Here is a 15,968-nt window from a genome sequence, read left to right on the forward strand (position 1 = left end):
AAATATTATGCGATTAAAAGATAAAGTAATTATTGTTACCGGCAGCACCACGGGTATAGGAAAGGCTATTGCCACCCGGTGTATACAGGAAGGCGCCCGCGTGGTAATTCATGGATTGGAAGAACAATGGGGAAAAGAAGTTCTTTCAGCATTGGGAAATAATAATGCTGTATTGCACATCGAAGATATTAGCCAGGAAGGTGCCGCTGAAAGAATAGTCGATGTGGCCATTAAATCCTTTGGGAAACTCGACGCAGTAGTAAACAATGCTGCGATGGTGGTTTCTTCAAATATTCATACCACTGACAGAGCGTTTCTTCAAAAGGTTCTTGCCATAAACACCATTGCACCTTTCGAATTGATAAAGGTCGCTTTACCTGAATTGTCAAAACAGAAAGGCTGCGTTTTAAATATCGGATCTGTAAATGCCTGGAGCGGTGAACCCAATCTTTTGGCATACAGCATGTCGAAAGGTGCACTTATGACCATGACCCGGAATCTCGGCGACACCTTACACCGCGAAAACGGAGTACGTGTTAACCAAATCAACCCCGGATGGGTTTTAACTGAAACAGAAAAACAAAGGAAAAAAGACCATGGCCTTGCTGAAGACTGGTACAAAGACCTTCCGGATGTGTATGCCCCCGCAGGAAGAATTTTATGGCCTGAGGAAATCGCCGCTGCCGCCGTATATTGGCTTGCCGATGAAAGCGGGCCTATAAGTGGCCAGGTGGTGGATTTGGAACAACATCCCTTTATTGGCCGCAATCCACCTAAAGACACTTCAACTATTAAATAAATAATTTCTATGCCCAGGTTAGCTGTATTTCCAAAAGCTTTTATGCATGCCTTATGTAAGGACGGAAATATGCGGGTTTCAGAATGGATAAAGCTTGCCTCCACTTTAGACGTGCAAGGCCTGGAATGGTATGCCGGCTTCCTGGAGATGGCAGATGAAAACAATTGGCAGGTATTCCGGAAGCAGGTAGAAGAAAATGGAATGACCATTCCCATGATGTGCTGCTCTCCCGACTTTACAAGCCCCGATGCGGCTTTCCGTAAAAAAGAAATTGAAAAGCAGAAACGATGGATTGATATGACCTACGCTTTGGGAGGATCTTATTGCCGCGTTCTATCCGGGCAAAAGCGACCCGAATTATCCATAGAAGAAGGCGTAAAATTAGCAGCAGATTGCATTTCAGACTGCCTTCCGTATGCGGCAGACCATGGCATAACCCTCATTCTTGAAAACCATTACAAGGATGATTTTTGGAAATACCCTGAATTTGCTCAAAAAATGGATGTGTTTTGTAAATTGGTTGATAGTTTGCACCACCCCTTTTTTGGCGTCAATTACGACCCAAGTAATACTTATATCGCGGGCGAAGATCCCATAGAACTTTTACGAAGAGTAGCCAGCCGCGTGGTCACCATGCATGCAAGCGACCGCTATCTGAAATATGGAACCATTGAAGACCTTCGGAAAGAAGAAGGTGGTGCAGAAGGTTATGTAAAACGATTGAGCCACGGAGAAATCGGCCAGGGGCTCAATGATTATGATGCAATTTTTACTATCCTTAAAGATGTTGGCTTCGATGGCTGGATCAGCATAGAAGATGGCGTAGACGGAATGGACCAGTTAGAAAGAAGTGTCGCTTTTCTAAAAAAGAAAATTTCGCAATATTGGCCGCCTAAAACCGCTACATCATGAGTAGCAAGGCTGAAGTAATATATGAATCTCAATGTATACTTGGCGAGAGTCCGATGTGGCATGCAGATAGAAAAAGCTGTTTTTGGGTAGATATTGAAAATGGAATTTTATACGAATATAGCTGGCTCAATCAAAAAATAAAGACCTGGAAATTCAATAACAGACTTCCGCTGGCAGTTCGGGGAAAGGGGAATGATTTAATTATTTCACTGGATGGCAAAATTGCCAGGTTTAACCTCGAAACTGAAAAAACAGAATGGCTTTCAGACGTGGTAGCTGATTCAGAAATCCGCTGCAATGATGGTGCCTGTGATTCTAAAGGAAGGCTTTGGATAGGTACCATGCATTTAAAACAACACAAAGGCGCTGGTGCACTTTTTCGCTTTGATAGTAATCTGAAAATTGAGAAAAAATATAACGAAACCACAGTCTCAAATGGGATTGCATGGTCGCTTGACAACAGGCGCATGTATTTTATTGACAGCCCCACCCAAAAAGTTCAATCCTTTTTTTTCGATGAAAAAGCCGGCGACATCACTTTCGAAAAAGATGCAATCATAATTCCATCCGATATGGGTTCGCCCGATGGAATGGCCATTGACGAAGAAGGCATGCTATGGATTGCACATTGGGGCGGCTTTGGGATATACAGGTGGAACCCGCATAACGGGCAATTATTGGAAAAAATAGAAGTGCCTGTGCCCCAGGTTTCCTCCTGCGCCTTTGTTGGCGAAAACCTCGATTATTTAATTATTACCACCGCCAGGGAAAATATGAAAGATGACGAATTAAAAAAATATCCGGCAAGTGGAAATGTATTTTTGGTGAAAATTGGCGTAAAAGGAATTTTGCCGAATAAATGTTTAATTTGAAAACAGTTGATTTTCACAATGGATTAGTATTCAATTAAAAAGCAAAAGGCATCTTTTGCCAGTTCTTTTCTTTTACAGGACTGTGCAGGACAGTTTTGAAAATAAATTTAAATAATTTTAAAGCCGCTTCAATTAAGCCAACAAAATATAAACTCAGATTAAAAGTTGGTTTACTGGAAATATAAAATTGAATCGGAAACTATTTAGGCTTGAAAGTAACGTATTGCTGCAGCCAAACATTAGTATAATCAATTGGGCATTTATTGTTATAATCTTTTAAAAAAACTCATTACATGACTTCATCCTGGAAAAAGCATTCAAAACTTTTATTTCAATTTCTGGCGCTGCTTATTATCGGAACTTCCTGCAATCAATCTTCAAAAGAAAAGAATGAAGACCCAAAAGTTGCCAAGCTTGTCTTGCCTCCCGACTTTCATGCCGAGCATTTATACAGCTCCACTGCCCATGACCAGGGTTCGTGGGTAGCCATGACGTTTGACGATAAAGGCAGAATGATTGCCTGCGACCAATACGGATATCTATATCGGATTACCCTTCCACCAGTAGGCTATGACACTACGAAAGATTCGGTAAAAGTAGAAAAGCTGCTGGTAAATATGCCCGGCGATACCTCTAAGGCACGGGTTAAAATGGGATTAGCACATGGTCTTTTATACGCTTTTAATAGCCTGTACGTAACCGTAAATGACGAAGGCGAAGCGGACACGGTTACAAGAAAAAGTGGCCTTTACCGTATCCAGGACACCAACGGGGATGATGAGTTTGATAAAATCACTTTGCTAAAAAGGTTTGAAGGCCAGGGCGAACATGGGCCACACAATGCTGTTTTATCTCCCGATAAAAAATGGATTTACGTAATAGCGGGAAATTTTACCGACGTACCGCCAATGGACAATTACCGTTTGCCCGACAACTATAAGAATGATAATCTGCTTCCTTTATTATTAGACCCGAATGGATTTGGCAACACCCGCCAACCACCCGGCGGCTGGATAGCAAAGACAGATTCCGTCGGCAGCACCTGGGATTTAATCAGCGCCGGCTACCGCAATCCCTTCGACATGGCATTTAACGAAGATGGGGAACTGTTTACTTATGATTCAGATATGGAATGGGATATGGGTTTGCCGTGGTATCGCCCCACCAGGATATGCCACGTTACCAGCGGAGCTGAATATGGCTACCGTGAAAATAATGGAAAATGGTCTCCTGTTTACCCGGATAATTTACCCGCAGTTTTAAATGTAGGCCCCGGTTCGCCTACTAATGTAATGAGCGGAATGAATGCCCGTTTTCCTGAAAAATACCGCAGGGGCGTCTTTTCATTCGACTGGACCTTCGGAATTATTTACCATATCAGCCTTCAGCCATCAGGCTCTTCGTACAAGGCCAACGCTGAAGAATTTATTTCCGGCTCACCCCTGCCATTAACCGACGGAGCTATCGGCCCTGACGGAGCCATGTATTTTCTTACAGGCGGCCGCCGCATTGAATCAGACCTTTACCGGGTATATTATAAAGACAATAAATTGAGCAATGAACCATTGCCTTCCAACGAACCCACAGAAGTGGTTGAAGCGCGTAAAGTGCGGCACCAGTTGGAGCAATATCAACAAAAACCGGATAGCTCAGCCATCAATACCGCGTGGTCGTATCTAAAAAGCGCTGACCGCTTTATTCAATATGCTGCCCGCCTGGCCGTTGAGCATCAGCCGGTAAGCCAATGGCAGGAGAAGGCATTGGAAGAAAAAGACCCGGTAGTATTGACACAGGCAATGTTGGCATTGGCAAGAGACGGAAAACCGGATGTAAAAAATTCAATTTTTAAAGCCCTGCTTACCATCGATTATAACAGCCTGAATGCTGAACAAAAATTGGCTTTACTGCGAACTTTTGAAGTAACGCTTTCCAGGATGGGAACACCGGGCGGTGCTGAAAAGGCGGCGGTAATTTCGTATTTAGATACAAAATACCCCGCAGACAATAATGAAGCCAACCGCATATTGAGTAAAACACTTGCCTTCCTTGGTGCGCCACAAGTGATAAGCAAAACACTGTCGCTGATGGAATCTGCAAAGGACAACGACAGCACGCAAAAGCAGTTTAACCCTTCTTCAAATGTAATCCTGCGTAACCCGCAGTATGGATTGGACATTGCCAACATGCTGGCCAGCGCACCTCCCGCGCAACAAATTTATCTTGCTGTAGCCATATGCCAGGTAAAGGATGGATGGACGACTGAATTAAGAGATAAATATTTTCCCTATTATAATATTTTTCTTGGGCGAAAAGGAGGCAATAGCTACATAGGTTACATAAATGAAGCACGGAAGTTTGCCTTGGCAAATGTGCCTAAAAGTGAATTTGCAAAATATGATAGTATTTCCGGCGGCTCAAAATTAAATGAACGTGGTATCCAGCTTGCGAACGCAGTTCATGCAAAAGGGCCGGGCAGAAACTGGACCATGGAAGAAGCAGCTCCATTATTCCAAAATGAATTATCAGGCAGAAATTTTGAAGACGGAAAGGCAATGTTTGTGGCATCCAACTGCGCTTCCTGCCATAAAATGAATGGCGAAGGAGGCAATGTAGGCCCGGACCTTTCTCAATTGGGAAACCGCTTCACTGCCACCGATATTTTAAAAGCTATTATAAAACCCAGTGATGAAATTTCTGACCAATATGCCGCTACCAACTTTTATTTGAAGGATGGCACATCCGTAATGGGAAGGCTTATTAAACAGGTTGATAGCAAATATTACGTGTCGCAAAATCCGTTTGCTCCTAACGAGCTAACGGAAATTGATAAAAATAAAGTTGTTTCTACTAAACTTTCAAAGGTTTCTGTGATGCTTCCAGGGATGATAAACCGGCTGAATGAAGATGAGTTGAAAGACCTGATGGCCTATTTGATTTCGGGTGGAAATAAGGATAATAAAGTTTTTAAATCAGCTTCCAAATAGAAAAGAATATGAACGCAAGCCAGAGCTGGAAAGGAAAAATATCCAATATAAAACAATTGGGAGGAATAGAAACCTCCGTAATTGATAACGGGCAGGGACGTGGCAATCGCATTGCCTGGATAAATACCGGAAGTGGCTTGCGTTATAAAATAGTAATTGACCGGGCTATGGATATTGCTGAGGCATTTTATAATCAACATAGCATTGCATGGTTAAGTGGTTTGGGTGTTAGCGCGCCTCAGCCATTTTCCGACAAAGGCCTGAATTGGCTAAGAACATTTGGAGGAGGATTACTCGTCACCTGCGGCCTTACCCACATCGGGGCGCCGGAATTGGATGAATGGGGAGAGAGAGGTCTTCATGGCGCCATCAGCAATATTCCAGCAGAGATTGAATCAATTATACAACCTGACCCGCTTTCCGGAAATATGGAAATGAGCATTACCGGAACCATAAAGCAGGTTCAGATTTTCGGCCCTTCAATTGAATTAAAGCGCACCATTTCCGGCACATTGGGAAAGCCGTACATCCGCATCCATGATGAAATTGTTAACCGCGGAAATACAACGGTTCCTCACATGATTTTATACCATTGCAATTTTGGCTGGCCGCTGGCTGATGAAGGCGCAGATTTAATCTGGAGTGGCAACTGGACTTACTCCCGCGGTGATGGAAAGGAAGAAATTTTTAAAGAATCCAATAACTTTCGCAAGTGTCCTGCTCCAATGAAATCGCATGAGGGAGCCGGTGAAGAGGTAGCATTTATTGACATCAATCACGATGAAAATAATTACAGCTACTGCGGATTGCATAATTCTAAAATTGGAATTGCGGTAGCCATGAAATTTAAAAAAGACCAATTGCCGTGGTTAACCAACTGGCAGCATTGGGCCGAAGGCGAATACGTTACCGGCCTGGAGCCAGGCAATAATCCTTGTTGGGGCCAGGCGAAGGCAAGAAAGGAAGAAATGCTCGTGCAACTGGCTCCTGGTGAAAAGAAAAGTTACGACCTGGAAATTGAAGTATTGCACGATGAAAACGCTATCAAAGAATTTATTAAAAAAGCATCATAAAATTATTGAGCAATGGAAAAAGGAAGTTTAGCATCACAGGCATTAGAACAGGGTAAAGGAATTTTGAGACTAGCCCCCAACTGGGTGCCACGGTCATTTTGCGTTCCGGGCAGAAGGATAAAATTGCATCCGGATGATTACTATGTTTTAGGCGGCGCCCGCGGCGGCATTGATGAACGTTGGTTTTCTTCTACCACACCTGCAAAAAATGGCCCGCTAACCGGGGAACATGAAGGGTTAAGTTTCATCGTATTCAACAATGGCGATAAGGAAGAATTATTCCTGTTAAAAGATGCCGTAGATGAATTGAAAGGAGAATTGATTGGTGAGCGCCTATGGAATGAATATCAAAGTTGGCCGATGTATTCCAAATTTTTTGATAACATGGGCCCGCTGCCACATCACATTCATCACAACGATGAAAAGGCAGCGTTAATCGGCCAAAAAGGCAAACCTGAAGCTTATTATTTTCCACCACAAGTGAATAATCATGGTGGTGATTTCCCTTATACTTTTTTCGGCATTGCGCCAGGCACTACCAAAGAACAAATCCGTGAGTGCCTTGTCAACTTTACAAAAGGTGATAACAAGATTACGAATTTTTCTCAGGCTTTCCGCCTTGAACCGGGAACCGGATGGGATGTGCCCCCGGGCATGCTTCACGCTCCGGGAAGCATGTGTACGTATGAACCGCAAAAAGCTTCAGATGTATTTGCCATGTATCAATCTTTGGTGAACGAAGCGATTATTCCGGAAGAATTGTTATGGAACGGAACGCCGAAAGACCAAGTAGGGAATTATGATGCCCTGATGGAGGTAATAGATTGGGATTTGAATGTCAATCCGAACATTTTAGAAACCCGTTTTATGAAACCCATTCCCGTAAAAGAAGTGGAGGAAATGCAGCAGAACGGGTATATTGAAAACTGGATATGCTACCGCTCTCATGCTTTCAGCGCGAAGGAATTGACAGTGCAGCCCGGCGCAACTGTAACGATAAAAGATAGTGCGGCGTACGGCATGATTATGATGCAGGGCCACGGAACTATGGGTGTTTGGGATATTGAAACGCCTTCACTCATCAGGTATGGACAATTAACGCACGACGAATATTTTGTGAGTGAAAAAGCAGCAAAAGAAGGCGTTACCATCGTCAATAAATCCGCCACTGACCCCATCGTGATGCTGAAACATTTCGGCCCCGAAAATCCGGATTTGGAATTAAAATAAAAATGACGTTTAAAAGTTCGTTTACTGGTTTTAGGCCTTTTGTAAAATGCTAAACCACCTAAGCTTTCTAAACCATCTAAACTTTCTAAACCATCTAAACCATAAAATAAAGAATTCTTAAATTGACCATCGTATTAATTAAATAATAAAAAAGTATTTGCTATGAATGAAAACAATTATCCAAAGCTTCATAACGCTACCTGGCCGGGCGTTGTAGGAAAAGGCGATGGTTCAGAGCCAATCATTTCTTTAGATACGCTGCTTGAGCTCACTTCCAAAGCAGAAGTAAACGGAATAAAGTTCGACGGTATTGATATTGACCTTTTTGATGTCCACATCAAGCTCGACAGCACAGACGAAGAGATAAAACAACTGGCAGAAAAAGTTTCCTCTTTTAATTTGGAAATTGGCAGCATCGTCGCGCCAATCTGGCCACCCGTCGGCGGCTCATCTATCGGCAGCAAAGAAGAGCGTGAACGATTTGTAGAAGTAGTGCGCAAAGCCAGCCGCTTTGGGAGCAAATTGCGTGAACTGGGAGTCAGGCCTTCGGGAATAATCAGAATTGATTCGGCTACCAATCCGGATGAATGGCTTAAAGACCCTGCAAATAATACAAAACTGATAGCTCAAACTTTTCGCGAAGCATGTGATGCAGCCAATGAATTTGGAGAACAGCTTGCTGCAGAAGGAGAAATCTGCTGGGGTGGCATGCACAATTGGAAAGCGATGATTGAAACGCTTGAAGCTGTTGGCCGGCCCAATATTGGTTTCCAGGCTGATATGGCCCACACGCTTTTATATCTTTTAGGCGTGAATAGCCCTGAAGATAGAATTCTTCCAAAAGATTTTGACTGGAACGACCGCGATACTTTCAATGCTGCGCTTAAAAAGCTCACCGATGCATTACGTCCCTGGACGATTGATTTTCATGTAGCACAAAACGACGGAACTGTTTTCGGGGCCGGCGCTCATGATAAAACCGGCCGCCATTGCCAGGCGCTTGACCCAAATGGCAAATTGGATATACCACACGATGCCGGCTATTGGCTTCGTGATGAAAATGGCAACCTTACTAAAAAAATGAGGCACATCTGCTGGGACGGCTGTATGTTTCCCAATGAAGTAATGACAAGGCAACAAACATGGAATGACATTCTTGCCACAATGATTAAAGTAAGACAGGCACACGGCTGGTATGAAGCAGAATAAAGATTAAATCCATTTTTTCATGACATATAAATCTGAATAAATCATGAGCGAAAAGAAAGAAGTAAGAATTGGGTTAATTGGTTGTGGTTTCATGGGACGCACCCATTCAAATGCCTATAATCGTGTTCCAAATTTTTTCCCCGAACAGGAATACCAACCCGTATTAAAAGCAGTTTGTGCAAGAAGTGAGGATAAGGTTCGTGCTTTTGCAGACCAATGGGGCTATGAATCAGTGGAGACGGATTGGAAAAAACTCGTCAGCCGCGACGATATTGATGCAGTGGATATTTGTACGCCCAATGATACGCATGCTGAAATAGCTATAGCAGCAGCCCAGGCAGGAAAAATGGTATTAACCGAGAAGCCTCTTGCCCGGAATATTGAAGAAGCTAAGCAAATGGTAGATGCAGTGGAAAAGGCGGGTGTTAAAAATACAGTTTGGTACAATTACAGGCGGTTGCCCGCGGTTACGCTCGCCAAGCAAATTATTGATTCCGGAAAGCTGGGAAAGATTTTTCACTACCGCGCTAACTTCCTGCAGGATTGGACCATCAGCGCCGATTTACCGCAAGGAGGCGAGGGTTTGTGGAGACTGGATGCCGCAGCGGCAGGTTCAGGTGTTACCGGCGATTTGCTGGCACATTGCATTGATACTGCCATCTGGCTCAACGGAAGCATTACAGATGTTTCTGCAATGACGGAAACTTTTATCAAAGAACGTGTGCATCAATTAACCGGAAAAATGCAAAAGGTCACTATTGATGATGCGTGCATTTTTCATTGCCATTTTAAAAATGGTTCGCTCGGCTTGTTTGAATCTACCCGGTATGCGCGCGGCCATAAGGCGCTTTATACTTTTGAGATAAACGGCGAGCACGCTTCCATTCGCTGGGACCTTCACGACCTTAACCGTTTGGAATATTTTGACCATTCAGATGAATCAAAATTACGCGGCTGGCGTTCCATTCACGTAACCGATGGTGACCACCCATATATGGATAAATGGTGGGTGCCGGGATTGGGAATCGGGTACGAGCATTCTTTCATTCACCAGGCAGCAGATTTTTTTAAAAGCCTGGAAACAGGAACGCCTTGCTCTCCCACTTTCAAAGAAGCCTTTGAGACACAGCAAATTTGCGAAGCCGTATTGAAATCAGCCGCCACCAAAAGCTGGTGCGAAATAGAATCAGTGTAATATGGAAGAATAATCCTGTGATTTTTTTAGAAAAGAAGAAAATAAAAACTATTTAACCACTTAAATATTGCAAATGTTCAATAATCTAAAACCTCGATTTTATTTTTTCAGCCTCCTTTTGGCTGTACTTTCTTTTGCCGGCTGTCAATCATCTGAATCGCAAAAAACGGAACCGGCAAACAACAACGAGCAGGATTCAACCGGCGCTATTTCTATTTTTGATGGCAAAACGCTCGACGGCTGGGAAGGAGATACTGCCGTTTGGCACGTGGAAGATGGCGCAATCGTGGGACAGGTTACTGCCTCATCCACTCCGCTCAAGGCCAATACTTTTTTAATTTGGAAAAAAGGTGAGCCTTCTGATTTTGAGCTTACGGGCGAATACCAGATTTCTCCGGAAGGAAATAGCGGCATCCAATACCGGAGTGAAAAAGTAGAAGGAGTGCCTTATGGTTTACGCGGATATCAATTCGACATTGATGGCGCTAACACCTATACAGGCCAAAATTATGAAGAGCGCGGGCGGGATATTATAGCATTTCGCGGTCAAAAAGTTACGCTTCCCCCGGTAACCGAGCCGATAGAAGCGCTTGCAAAAAATAATACCTGGCCTCCTTCAGTGATAACCGGTTCGCTCGGAAGCTCAGATTCTTTAAAATCGTTAATACATGATGGATGGAATTCATTTCGTATTGTAGCCAACAAAAATCATTTGCAACATTATCTTAATGGAGTGCTGATGTGTGATGTAACCGACGATGATACCACCAACCGGAAAGCATCAGGCGTTATTGGTTTGCAATTACATGCGGGCCATATTATGAAAGTATCATTCCGAAACCTTCAGCTTACGGAATTGAAAGAGAAATAATAAATTAACTTTAGGAGCTTTTCAAAGAAAATTCATAATATATTTGTTTAGACGAATTGCTATTATCAAAACATATAAAAATAACGGCCAAGAAAATCCCGGCAAATAAAAGTTGAACAGCAGATAAATAAATAACAGTATATTTTATTTCCGGACATTTTCTGTTTTGAAGAGAGGCAGCTTAATTCTAAAAATTCAAACCAAAAAGTTTTTATACTAATCATCTTTTATAAAATCCCAATCATACAGTTATGGAAAAAACAATTAAGCCCGACAAATTATTTGTAGCAAGCTGCCTTGCGCTTTTAGTAACCTCATTATCCTTTGGCATCCGTGCAGGAACTATGAATGCACTGATGGTTCAGTTTCATTTGGATGGCAAGCAAATGGGATTAATTGCCGGCACCGCTTTCTGGGGTTTCCCTTTGGCCATTATCATCGGGGGCATGATTGTGGATATCGTGGGTATGAAACGTCTTTTGATTCTAGCTTTTATACTTCACCTGGCCGGAATTATTTTTACTGTATTTTCCCAGGGCTTTTTGAGCCTGTATATTTCCACCTTATTTATCGGCATTGCAAACGGTGTGGTAGAAGCTGCCTGCAATCCATTAGTAACTTCAATTTATCCGCAAAACAAAACTACCAAGCTGAATCACTTCCATTTTTGGTTTCCTGCAGGAATTGTTATCGGAACATTAATCTCATTTGGATTTGCAAATATTGGCTGGGGCTGGCAACTGCAGGTGGCTACCATGCTCATTCCAACTTTCATTTATGGATATCTTTTCTTCAAGCTGGATTTCCCTGTAACCGAAAGGGTATCTTCGGGCGTGTCTACAAAAGAAATGTACAAAGCCGTATTGCAGCCGCTTTATATTTTCCTATTTATTTGCATGCTCGGCACAGCCATCACCGAACTTTTTACCAACCAGTGGGTGGGCGTTTTGTTACAAAATGTAACTAAGAGCGCTATCCTGATACTTGCGCTTGTGGCCGCCGTGCAGGCATTCGCGCGCAGCGTTGCCGGCCCTGTTGTTCACCGGATTTCACCTGCAGGATTGCTGCTTCTTTCCGCTATTGTATCTACCATTGGAATTTATTTGTTAGGAACTCTTAGTGGTAATGCCATTTTTCTGGGCGCCATCATTTTCGGCTTTGGCGTAGCCTATTTCTGGCCTACCATGCTGGGATTTGTTTCTGAAAATATTCCAAAGTCAGGAGCGCTCGGCATCAATTTGCTGGGCGGCGCGGGGATGTTTGCAGTTTCAATTTACATGTTTTTTATGGGCGGGTATTATGATAATTTAATAGCTGCAGTTTTGCCCGCCGGAGCCAACATAGATACCTATCGTTCTGCCGCCGCTGGTTCAACGGAAGCGGCAGCCTATGCGCAGGCTCAACTGGAAGCAGGACCACAGGTGGTGATGGCTACCAATATTATTCCACTGGTGCTCACATTTGCTTTTCTATTCCTCTATATCTATACCAGGTCAAGAAAGAAAAAAGGAAAAAGTCTGACCATGCCGGAAGTGGCAGGCGCATAACCACCCGACCAGGAATTGATAGGTTTTTAGAGAATACTTAGAGTAAACGAATCTGCCTGCCTGCCAGGCAGATCGTTAAGATGTTTGTATTTGCTATTGATAGAGCATCTTTCAGTTACCATTCCTGGTTTTGCCATCGATTAATAAATATTAGTTTATAAAACAACAGACAATGAAAAATAAAACGAGATATATTCTCTTTAAGAATCTTTCAATATTGCTAACTATAATGGCTATATTTTTCTTTAGTATTTCCCCTGCTTTGGCGAAGCCAAAGCCTAAAGTACTGGTCTTTTGTAAAACTGCCGGATATCACCACGCATCAATTGCAAACGGAATAGTAGCCATCGAAAAATTAGGTTCAGAAAATAATTTTGATGTAGATACTACCATCAATGCGGAAAAATTTAATTATAAAAATCTGAAACAATATAACGCCATTATCTTTTTAAGTACAACAGGCGATGTTTTAAACGATGAGCAACAGGAAGCATTCAAAAAATATATTGAAGCAGGCGGAGGCTATATGGGAATACATGCCGCTACGGACTGTGAATATGATTGGCAATGGTATGGCAACCTTTCCGGCGCTTATTTTGGCGGCCATCCTGCTCAACAAACCGCTACACTACACATTGTGGACCGCAATAATATCTCCACCAAACATCTTCCTGATCCATGGGTACGTAAAGACGAATGGTACAGCTTTAAGTGGATGGCAAAAGATCTTCATGTGCTGATCACCATTGACGAAAAAAGCTATGATCTTGGAAAGATTAAACCTATGGGAAATCATCCCATGGCCTGGTATCATGAGTATGATGGAGGCAGAGCCTTTTATACTGAATTAGGCCATGTGGAAGAATCTTACACTGATCCTCTTTACCTGCGGCATATCCTTGGCGGAATAGAATATGCCATGGGAACAAAGAATTATGGCAATCTTAAAATAAACTAAAATACCAACTGGAAAGCTCAATTAATAATCAGCATGAAAATTAAATTTCAGGTTATTGCCCTGGTAGTGTTGTCAATATTTGTTTTTACATGTACCAGCCATGAAAATGATGAAAAACCGGTTTTCAATGCACATCCTTCTCCTGCCTATTTATCTCCGGAACAAAGCCTGAAAACCATGTATCTGCCCAAAGGATACCATATTGAATTAGTCGCCAGTGAACCTATGATTAAAGATCCCGTAACCATTACCTGGGATGGAAATGGCAGAATGTATGTAGCGGAAATGCTTACTTATATGAAGGATGCCGATGCAACGGGTGAACGGCTTCCCTTGAGCCGGATCATGCTGCTGGAAGATACTGATAATGATGGAAAAATGGACAAAAGTTCCATATTTGTCGATAGTCTTTTATTGCCAAGAATGATGCAAAGTGTAGGAAAATCATTGCTTGTAAACGAGACCAATTCAATTACAATAACCAGCTATACTGATACTAATAATGATGGTAAGGCAGATGTAAAAAAGATAGTTTACAAGAATGATAATTATGTTCCCAGTGATAATAACATGGAACATCAGCGAAGCGGGCTTGACTGGAACCTGGATAACTGGATGTATATGACTTACGAGCCTGTGCGTTTCCGGTATACCAACGGTACCTTGCAGGTAGATAGCATCCCCAATGGAGGACAAGGCCAATGGGGATTAACGCACGATAATTACGGCCGTTTATTTTTCTCCAGCGCCGGAGGAGAAACGCCTGCTTTGGGTTTTCAAATCAACCCGGTTTATGGAAGACTTAATTTACCCGATCAATTATCTCCGGGTTTTGATGCGGTATGGCCGATCATAGCCACTCCTGATGTACAGGGTGGCGAGGCAAGGCTGCGACCAAATAACACACTGAATCATTTTACAGGCTGCAGTGGCCAGTCTATTTACAGAGGAGACGGGTTTCCAAAAGATTTCGTAGGAGACTATATTGTTTGTGAACCTGTTGGAAGAATAGTAAGAAGAGCAAAAGTATATGACATAAAAGGAGGAACTTTTATGAAAAATGCCTATGATAGTTCAGAATTTATTTCATCCTCCGACATGAATTTCCGGCCGGTGAACAGTGCTACCGGGCCTGATGGTGATTTGTATATTGTGGATATGTATCATGGAATTATTCAACAGGGTAACTGGACAAAACCAGGATCTTTTCTCAGAAATAAAATAGATAGTCTTGGGCTCGCTAAAAATATTGGACGTGGTCGGATTTACAGGGTTGTTTACGATGGAATTAAAAGAGGCCCCAAACCTGATCTGCTGAATGAATCAACCGCAAACCTTTTGAAATACCTGGGGCATCCTAATGGCTGGTGGCGTGATAATGCACAAAAACTGATTATTATTCGTAATGATAGGTCTGTGGTACCCGAATTGAAATCCATTGCCACAGGACAAAAAGAAGTACCGAAAAATGATACCGGGGAACTGGCACGCATACACGCTTTATGGACATTGGAAGGATTAAATTCAATTGATAAAGAAACTCTTGTTCACGCTTTAAACGATCCAAATCCACAAGTAAGAAAAACCGCCGTATGGATCAGTGAGGCATACCTTAGGAAAAATGATAGCCAAATGATTGATGAAGTAGCAAAACTCAAAGATGACCCCAGCTATGATGTTCGTGTGCAGGTTTTTTTATCAATGTCTCAAAGCAAATCAGATAAGGCAATTGCGGTGGTTAAAGAAATAATAAAAGACAATGCAGATAATAAAATGATCGTGGCTACCAGCGATGCGCTTGATAAAAACCAGATGGTAAAAGAACTTTCAGGAAGGCTTACCGGTATGTCAGAAGATGATAAAAGCACCATACTCCATGGGGCACTAACTTTTAGATCTTTTTGTGCTAACTGCCATGGTGCAGACGGTAAAGGGTTAGCAACGGGTAGTGGCACGATGGCAGCTCCGCCGCTTGTGGGAGCGGCTCCATTGCAACCCTCCCAAAAATATACAGCAATGAGGATTTTATTGGGTGGACTAACCGGCCCGGTAGAAGGAAAAACATATCCGGCTGAGATGCCCTCAATGGCAGCAAACCGCGATGGCTGGATTGCGGATGTATTAAGCTATGCACGGTATGAATTCGGGACAAATTCTTCCAACAAAAAAAACAGCTCTCCTGTTGTTACACGCAGCGAAGTAAAGAAAATACGCGAAGAAATGAAGGGAAGAAATGAACCATGGACCTTAGAAGAGCTTAATAAAATAAAGTAACCAAATTAAAAAGCTTGTCCCTTTTTAAAATTATAGATAAATAA

12 protein-coding genes are annotated in these 15,968 nt (G+C 42.6%); all 12 read left to right on the top strand.

The features are described from left to right. Positions 1-7: 7 nt before the first annotated feature. The 12 genes from EFY79_RS11065 to EFY79_RS11120 all read left to right on the top strand — a co-directional run bounded on the left by EFY79_RS11065 (position 8) and on the right by EFY79_RS11120 (position 15,924). Entirely contained in the window at positions 8-799 is a 792-nt protein-coding gene (locus EFY79_RS11065) for an SDR family NAD(P)-dependent oxidoreductase (protein WP_123120766.1), read from the top strand. 9 nt (positions 800-808) lie between these two features. Beyond that, entirely contained in the window at positions 809-1,711 is a 903-nt protein-coding gene (locus EFY79_RS11070; RefSeq protein ID WP_123120767.1) for a sugar phosphate isomerase/epimerase family protein, read from the top strand. Next, positions 1,708-2,583 (top strand): SMP-30/gluconolactonase/LRE family protein, encoded by an 876-nt coding sequence (locus EFY79_RS11075; RefSeq protein ID WP_123120768.1) that lies wholly within the window; start codon positions 1,708-1,710, stop codon positions 2,581-2,583. The genes EFY79_RS11070 and EFY79_RS11075 overlap by 4 nt, the downstream gene beginning before the upstream one ends. A 293-nt stretch (positions 2,584-2,876) precedes the next feature. Beyond that, entirely contained in the window at positions 2,877-5,567 is a 2,691-nt protein-coding gene (locus EFY79_RS11080) for a c-type cytochrome (protein WP_123120769.1), read from the top strand. Between the two features lie 8 nt (positions 5,568-5,575). After that, positions 5,576-6,640, top strand: coding sequence for an aldose 1-epimerase family protein (locus EFY79_RS11085; protein ID WP_123120770.1), 1,065 nt, complete (start codon positions 5,576-5,578; stop codon positions 6,638-6,640). Positions 6,641-6,652: 12 nt separating this feature from the next. Further along, complete coding sequence (locus tag EFY79_RS11090; RefSeq protein WP_123120771.1) at positions 6,653-7,870, top strand: cupin domain-containing protein; 1,218 nt, start codon at positions 6,653-6,655, stop codon at positions 7,868-7,870. Between the two features lie 162 nt (positions 7,871-8,032). Next, positions 8,033-9,079: a sugar phosphate isomerase/epimerase family protein gene (locus tag EFY79_RS11095; RefSeq protein ID WP_123120772.1), complete on the top strand. Its 1,047-nt coding sequence runs from the start codon at positions 8,033-8,035 to the stop codon at positions 9,077-9,079. Between the two features lie 43 nt (positions 9,080-9,122). Further along, on the top strand, positions 9,123-10,274 hold the full coding sequence (locus tag EFY79_RS11100) for a Gfo/Idh/MocA family protein (RefSeq protein WP_123120773.1): 1,152 nt from the start codon (positions 9,123-9,125) through the stop codon (positions 10,272-10,274). Positions 10,275-10,347: 73 nt separating this feature from the next. Continuing rightward, complete coding sequence (locus tag EFY79_RS11105) at positions 10,348-11,145, top strand: 3-keto-disaccharide hydrolase (RefSeq protein WP_199727510.1); 798 nt, start codon at positions 10,348-10,350, stop codon at positions 11,143-11,145. Positions 11,146-11,396: 251 nt separating this feature from the next. Further along, positions 11,397-12,692, top strand: coding sequence for an MFS transporter (locus EFY79_RS11110; protein WP_123120775.1), 1,296 nt, complete (start codon positions 11,397-11,399; stop codon positions 12,690-12,692). 172 nt (positions 12,693-12,864) lie between these two features. After that, positions 12,865-13,650, top strand: a complete 786-nt coding sequence (locus tag EFY79_RS11115; protein WP_123120776.1) for a ThuA domain-containing protein — start codon at positions 12,865-12,867, stop codon at positions 13,648-13,650. 33 nt (positions 13,651-13,683) lie between these two features. After that, positions 13,684-15,924 carry a DUF7133 domain-containing protein gene (locus EFY79_RS11120; protein WP_123120777.1) on the top strand — a complete coding sequence of 747 codons (2,241 nt, stop codon included), beginning with the start codon at positions 13,684-13,686 and terminating at the stop codon, positions 15,922-15,924. The last annotated feature ends 44 nt before the right edge of the window (positions 15,925-15,968 follow it).

Source organism: Hanamia caeni (assembly GCF_003721595.1).
In the GTDB taxonomy this organism is placed as follows: Bacteria; Bacteroidota; Bacteroidia; order Chitinophagales; family Chitinophagaceae; genus Ginsengibacter; species Ginsengibacter caeni.

Excerpts from the sequence above, each read along its gene's own strand:
- EFY79_RS11090 (WP_123120771.1), top strand. The coding sequence starts at position 6,653 with ATGGAAAAAGGAAGTTTAGCATCACAGGCATTAGAACAGGGTAAAGGA.
- EFY79_RS11110 (WP_123120775.1), top strand. The coding sequence starts at position 11,397 with ATGGAAAAAACAATTAAGCCCGACAAATTATTTGTAGCAAGCTGCCTT.
- EFY79_RS11120 (WP_123120777.1), top strand. The coding sequence starts at position 13,684 with ATGAAAATTAAATTTCAGGTTATTGCCCTGGTAGTGTTGTCAATATTT.
- EFY79_RS11100 (WP_123120773.1), top strand. The coding sequence starts at position 9,123 with ATGAGCGAAAAGAAAGAAGTAAGAATTGGGTTAATTGGTTGTGGTTTC.
- EFY79_RS11080 (WP_123120769.1), top strand. The coding sequence starts at position 2,877 with ATGACTTCATCCTGGAAAAAGCATTCAAAACTTTTATTTCAATTTCTG.
- EFY79_RS11065 (WP_123120766.1), top strand. The coding sequence starts at position 8 with ATGCGATTAAAAGATAAAGTAATTATTGTTACCGGCAGCACCACGGGT.
- EFY79_RS11070 (WP_123120767.1), top strand. The coding sequence starts at position 809 with ATGCCCAGGTTAGCTGTATTTCCAAAAGCTTTTATGCATGCCTTATGT.
- EFY79_RS11115 (WP_123120776.1), top strand. The coding sequence starts at position 12,865 with ATGAAAAATAAAACGAGATATATTCTCTTTAAGAATCTTTCAATATTG.
- EFY79_RS11075 (WP_123120768.1), top strand. The coding sequence starts at position 1,708 with ATGAGTAGCAAGGCTGAAGTAATATATGAATCTCAATGTATACTTGGC.
- EFY79_RS11095 (WP_123120772.1), top strand. The coding sequence starts at position 8,033 with ATGAATGAAAACAATTATCCAAAGCTTCATAACGCTACCTGGCCGGGC.
- EFY79_RS11105 (WP_199727510.1), top strand. The coding sequence starts at position 10,348 with ATGTTCAATAATCTAAAACCTCGATTTTATTTTTTCAGCCTCCTTTTG.
- EFY79_RS11085 (WP_123120770.1), top strand. The coding sequence starts at position 5,576 with ATGAACGCAAGCCAGAGCTGGAAAGGAAAAATATCCAATATAAAACAA.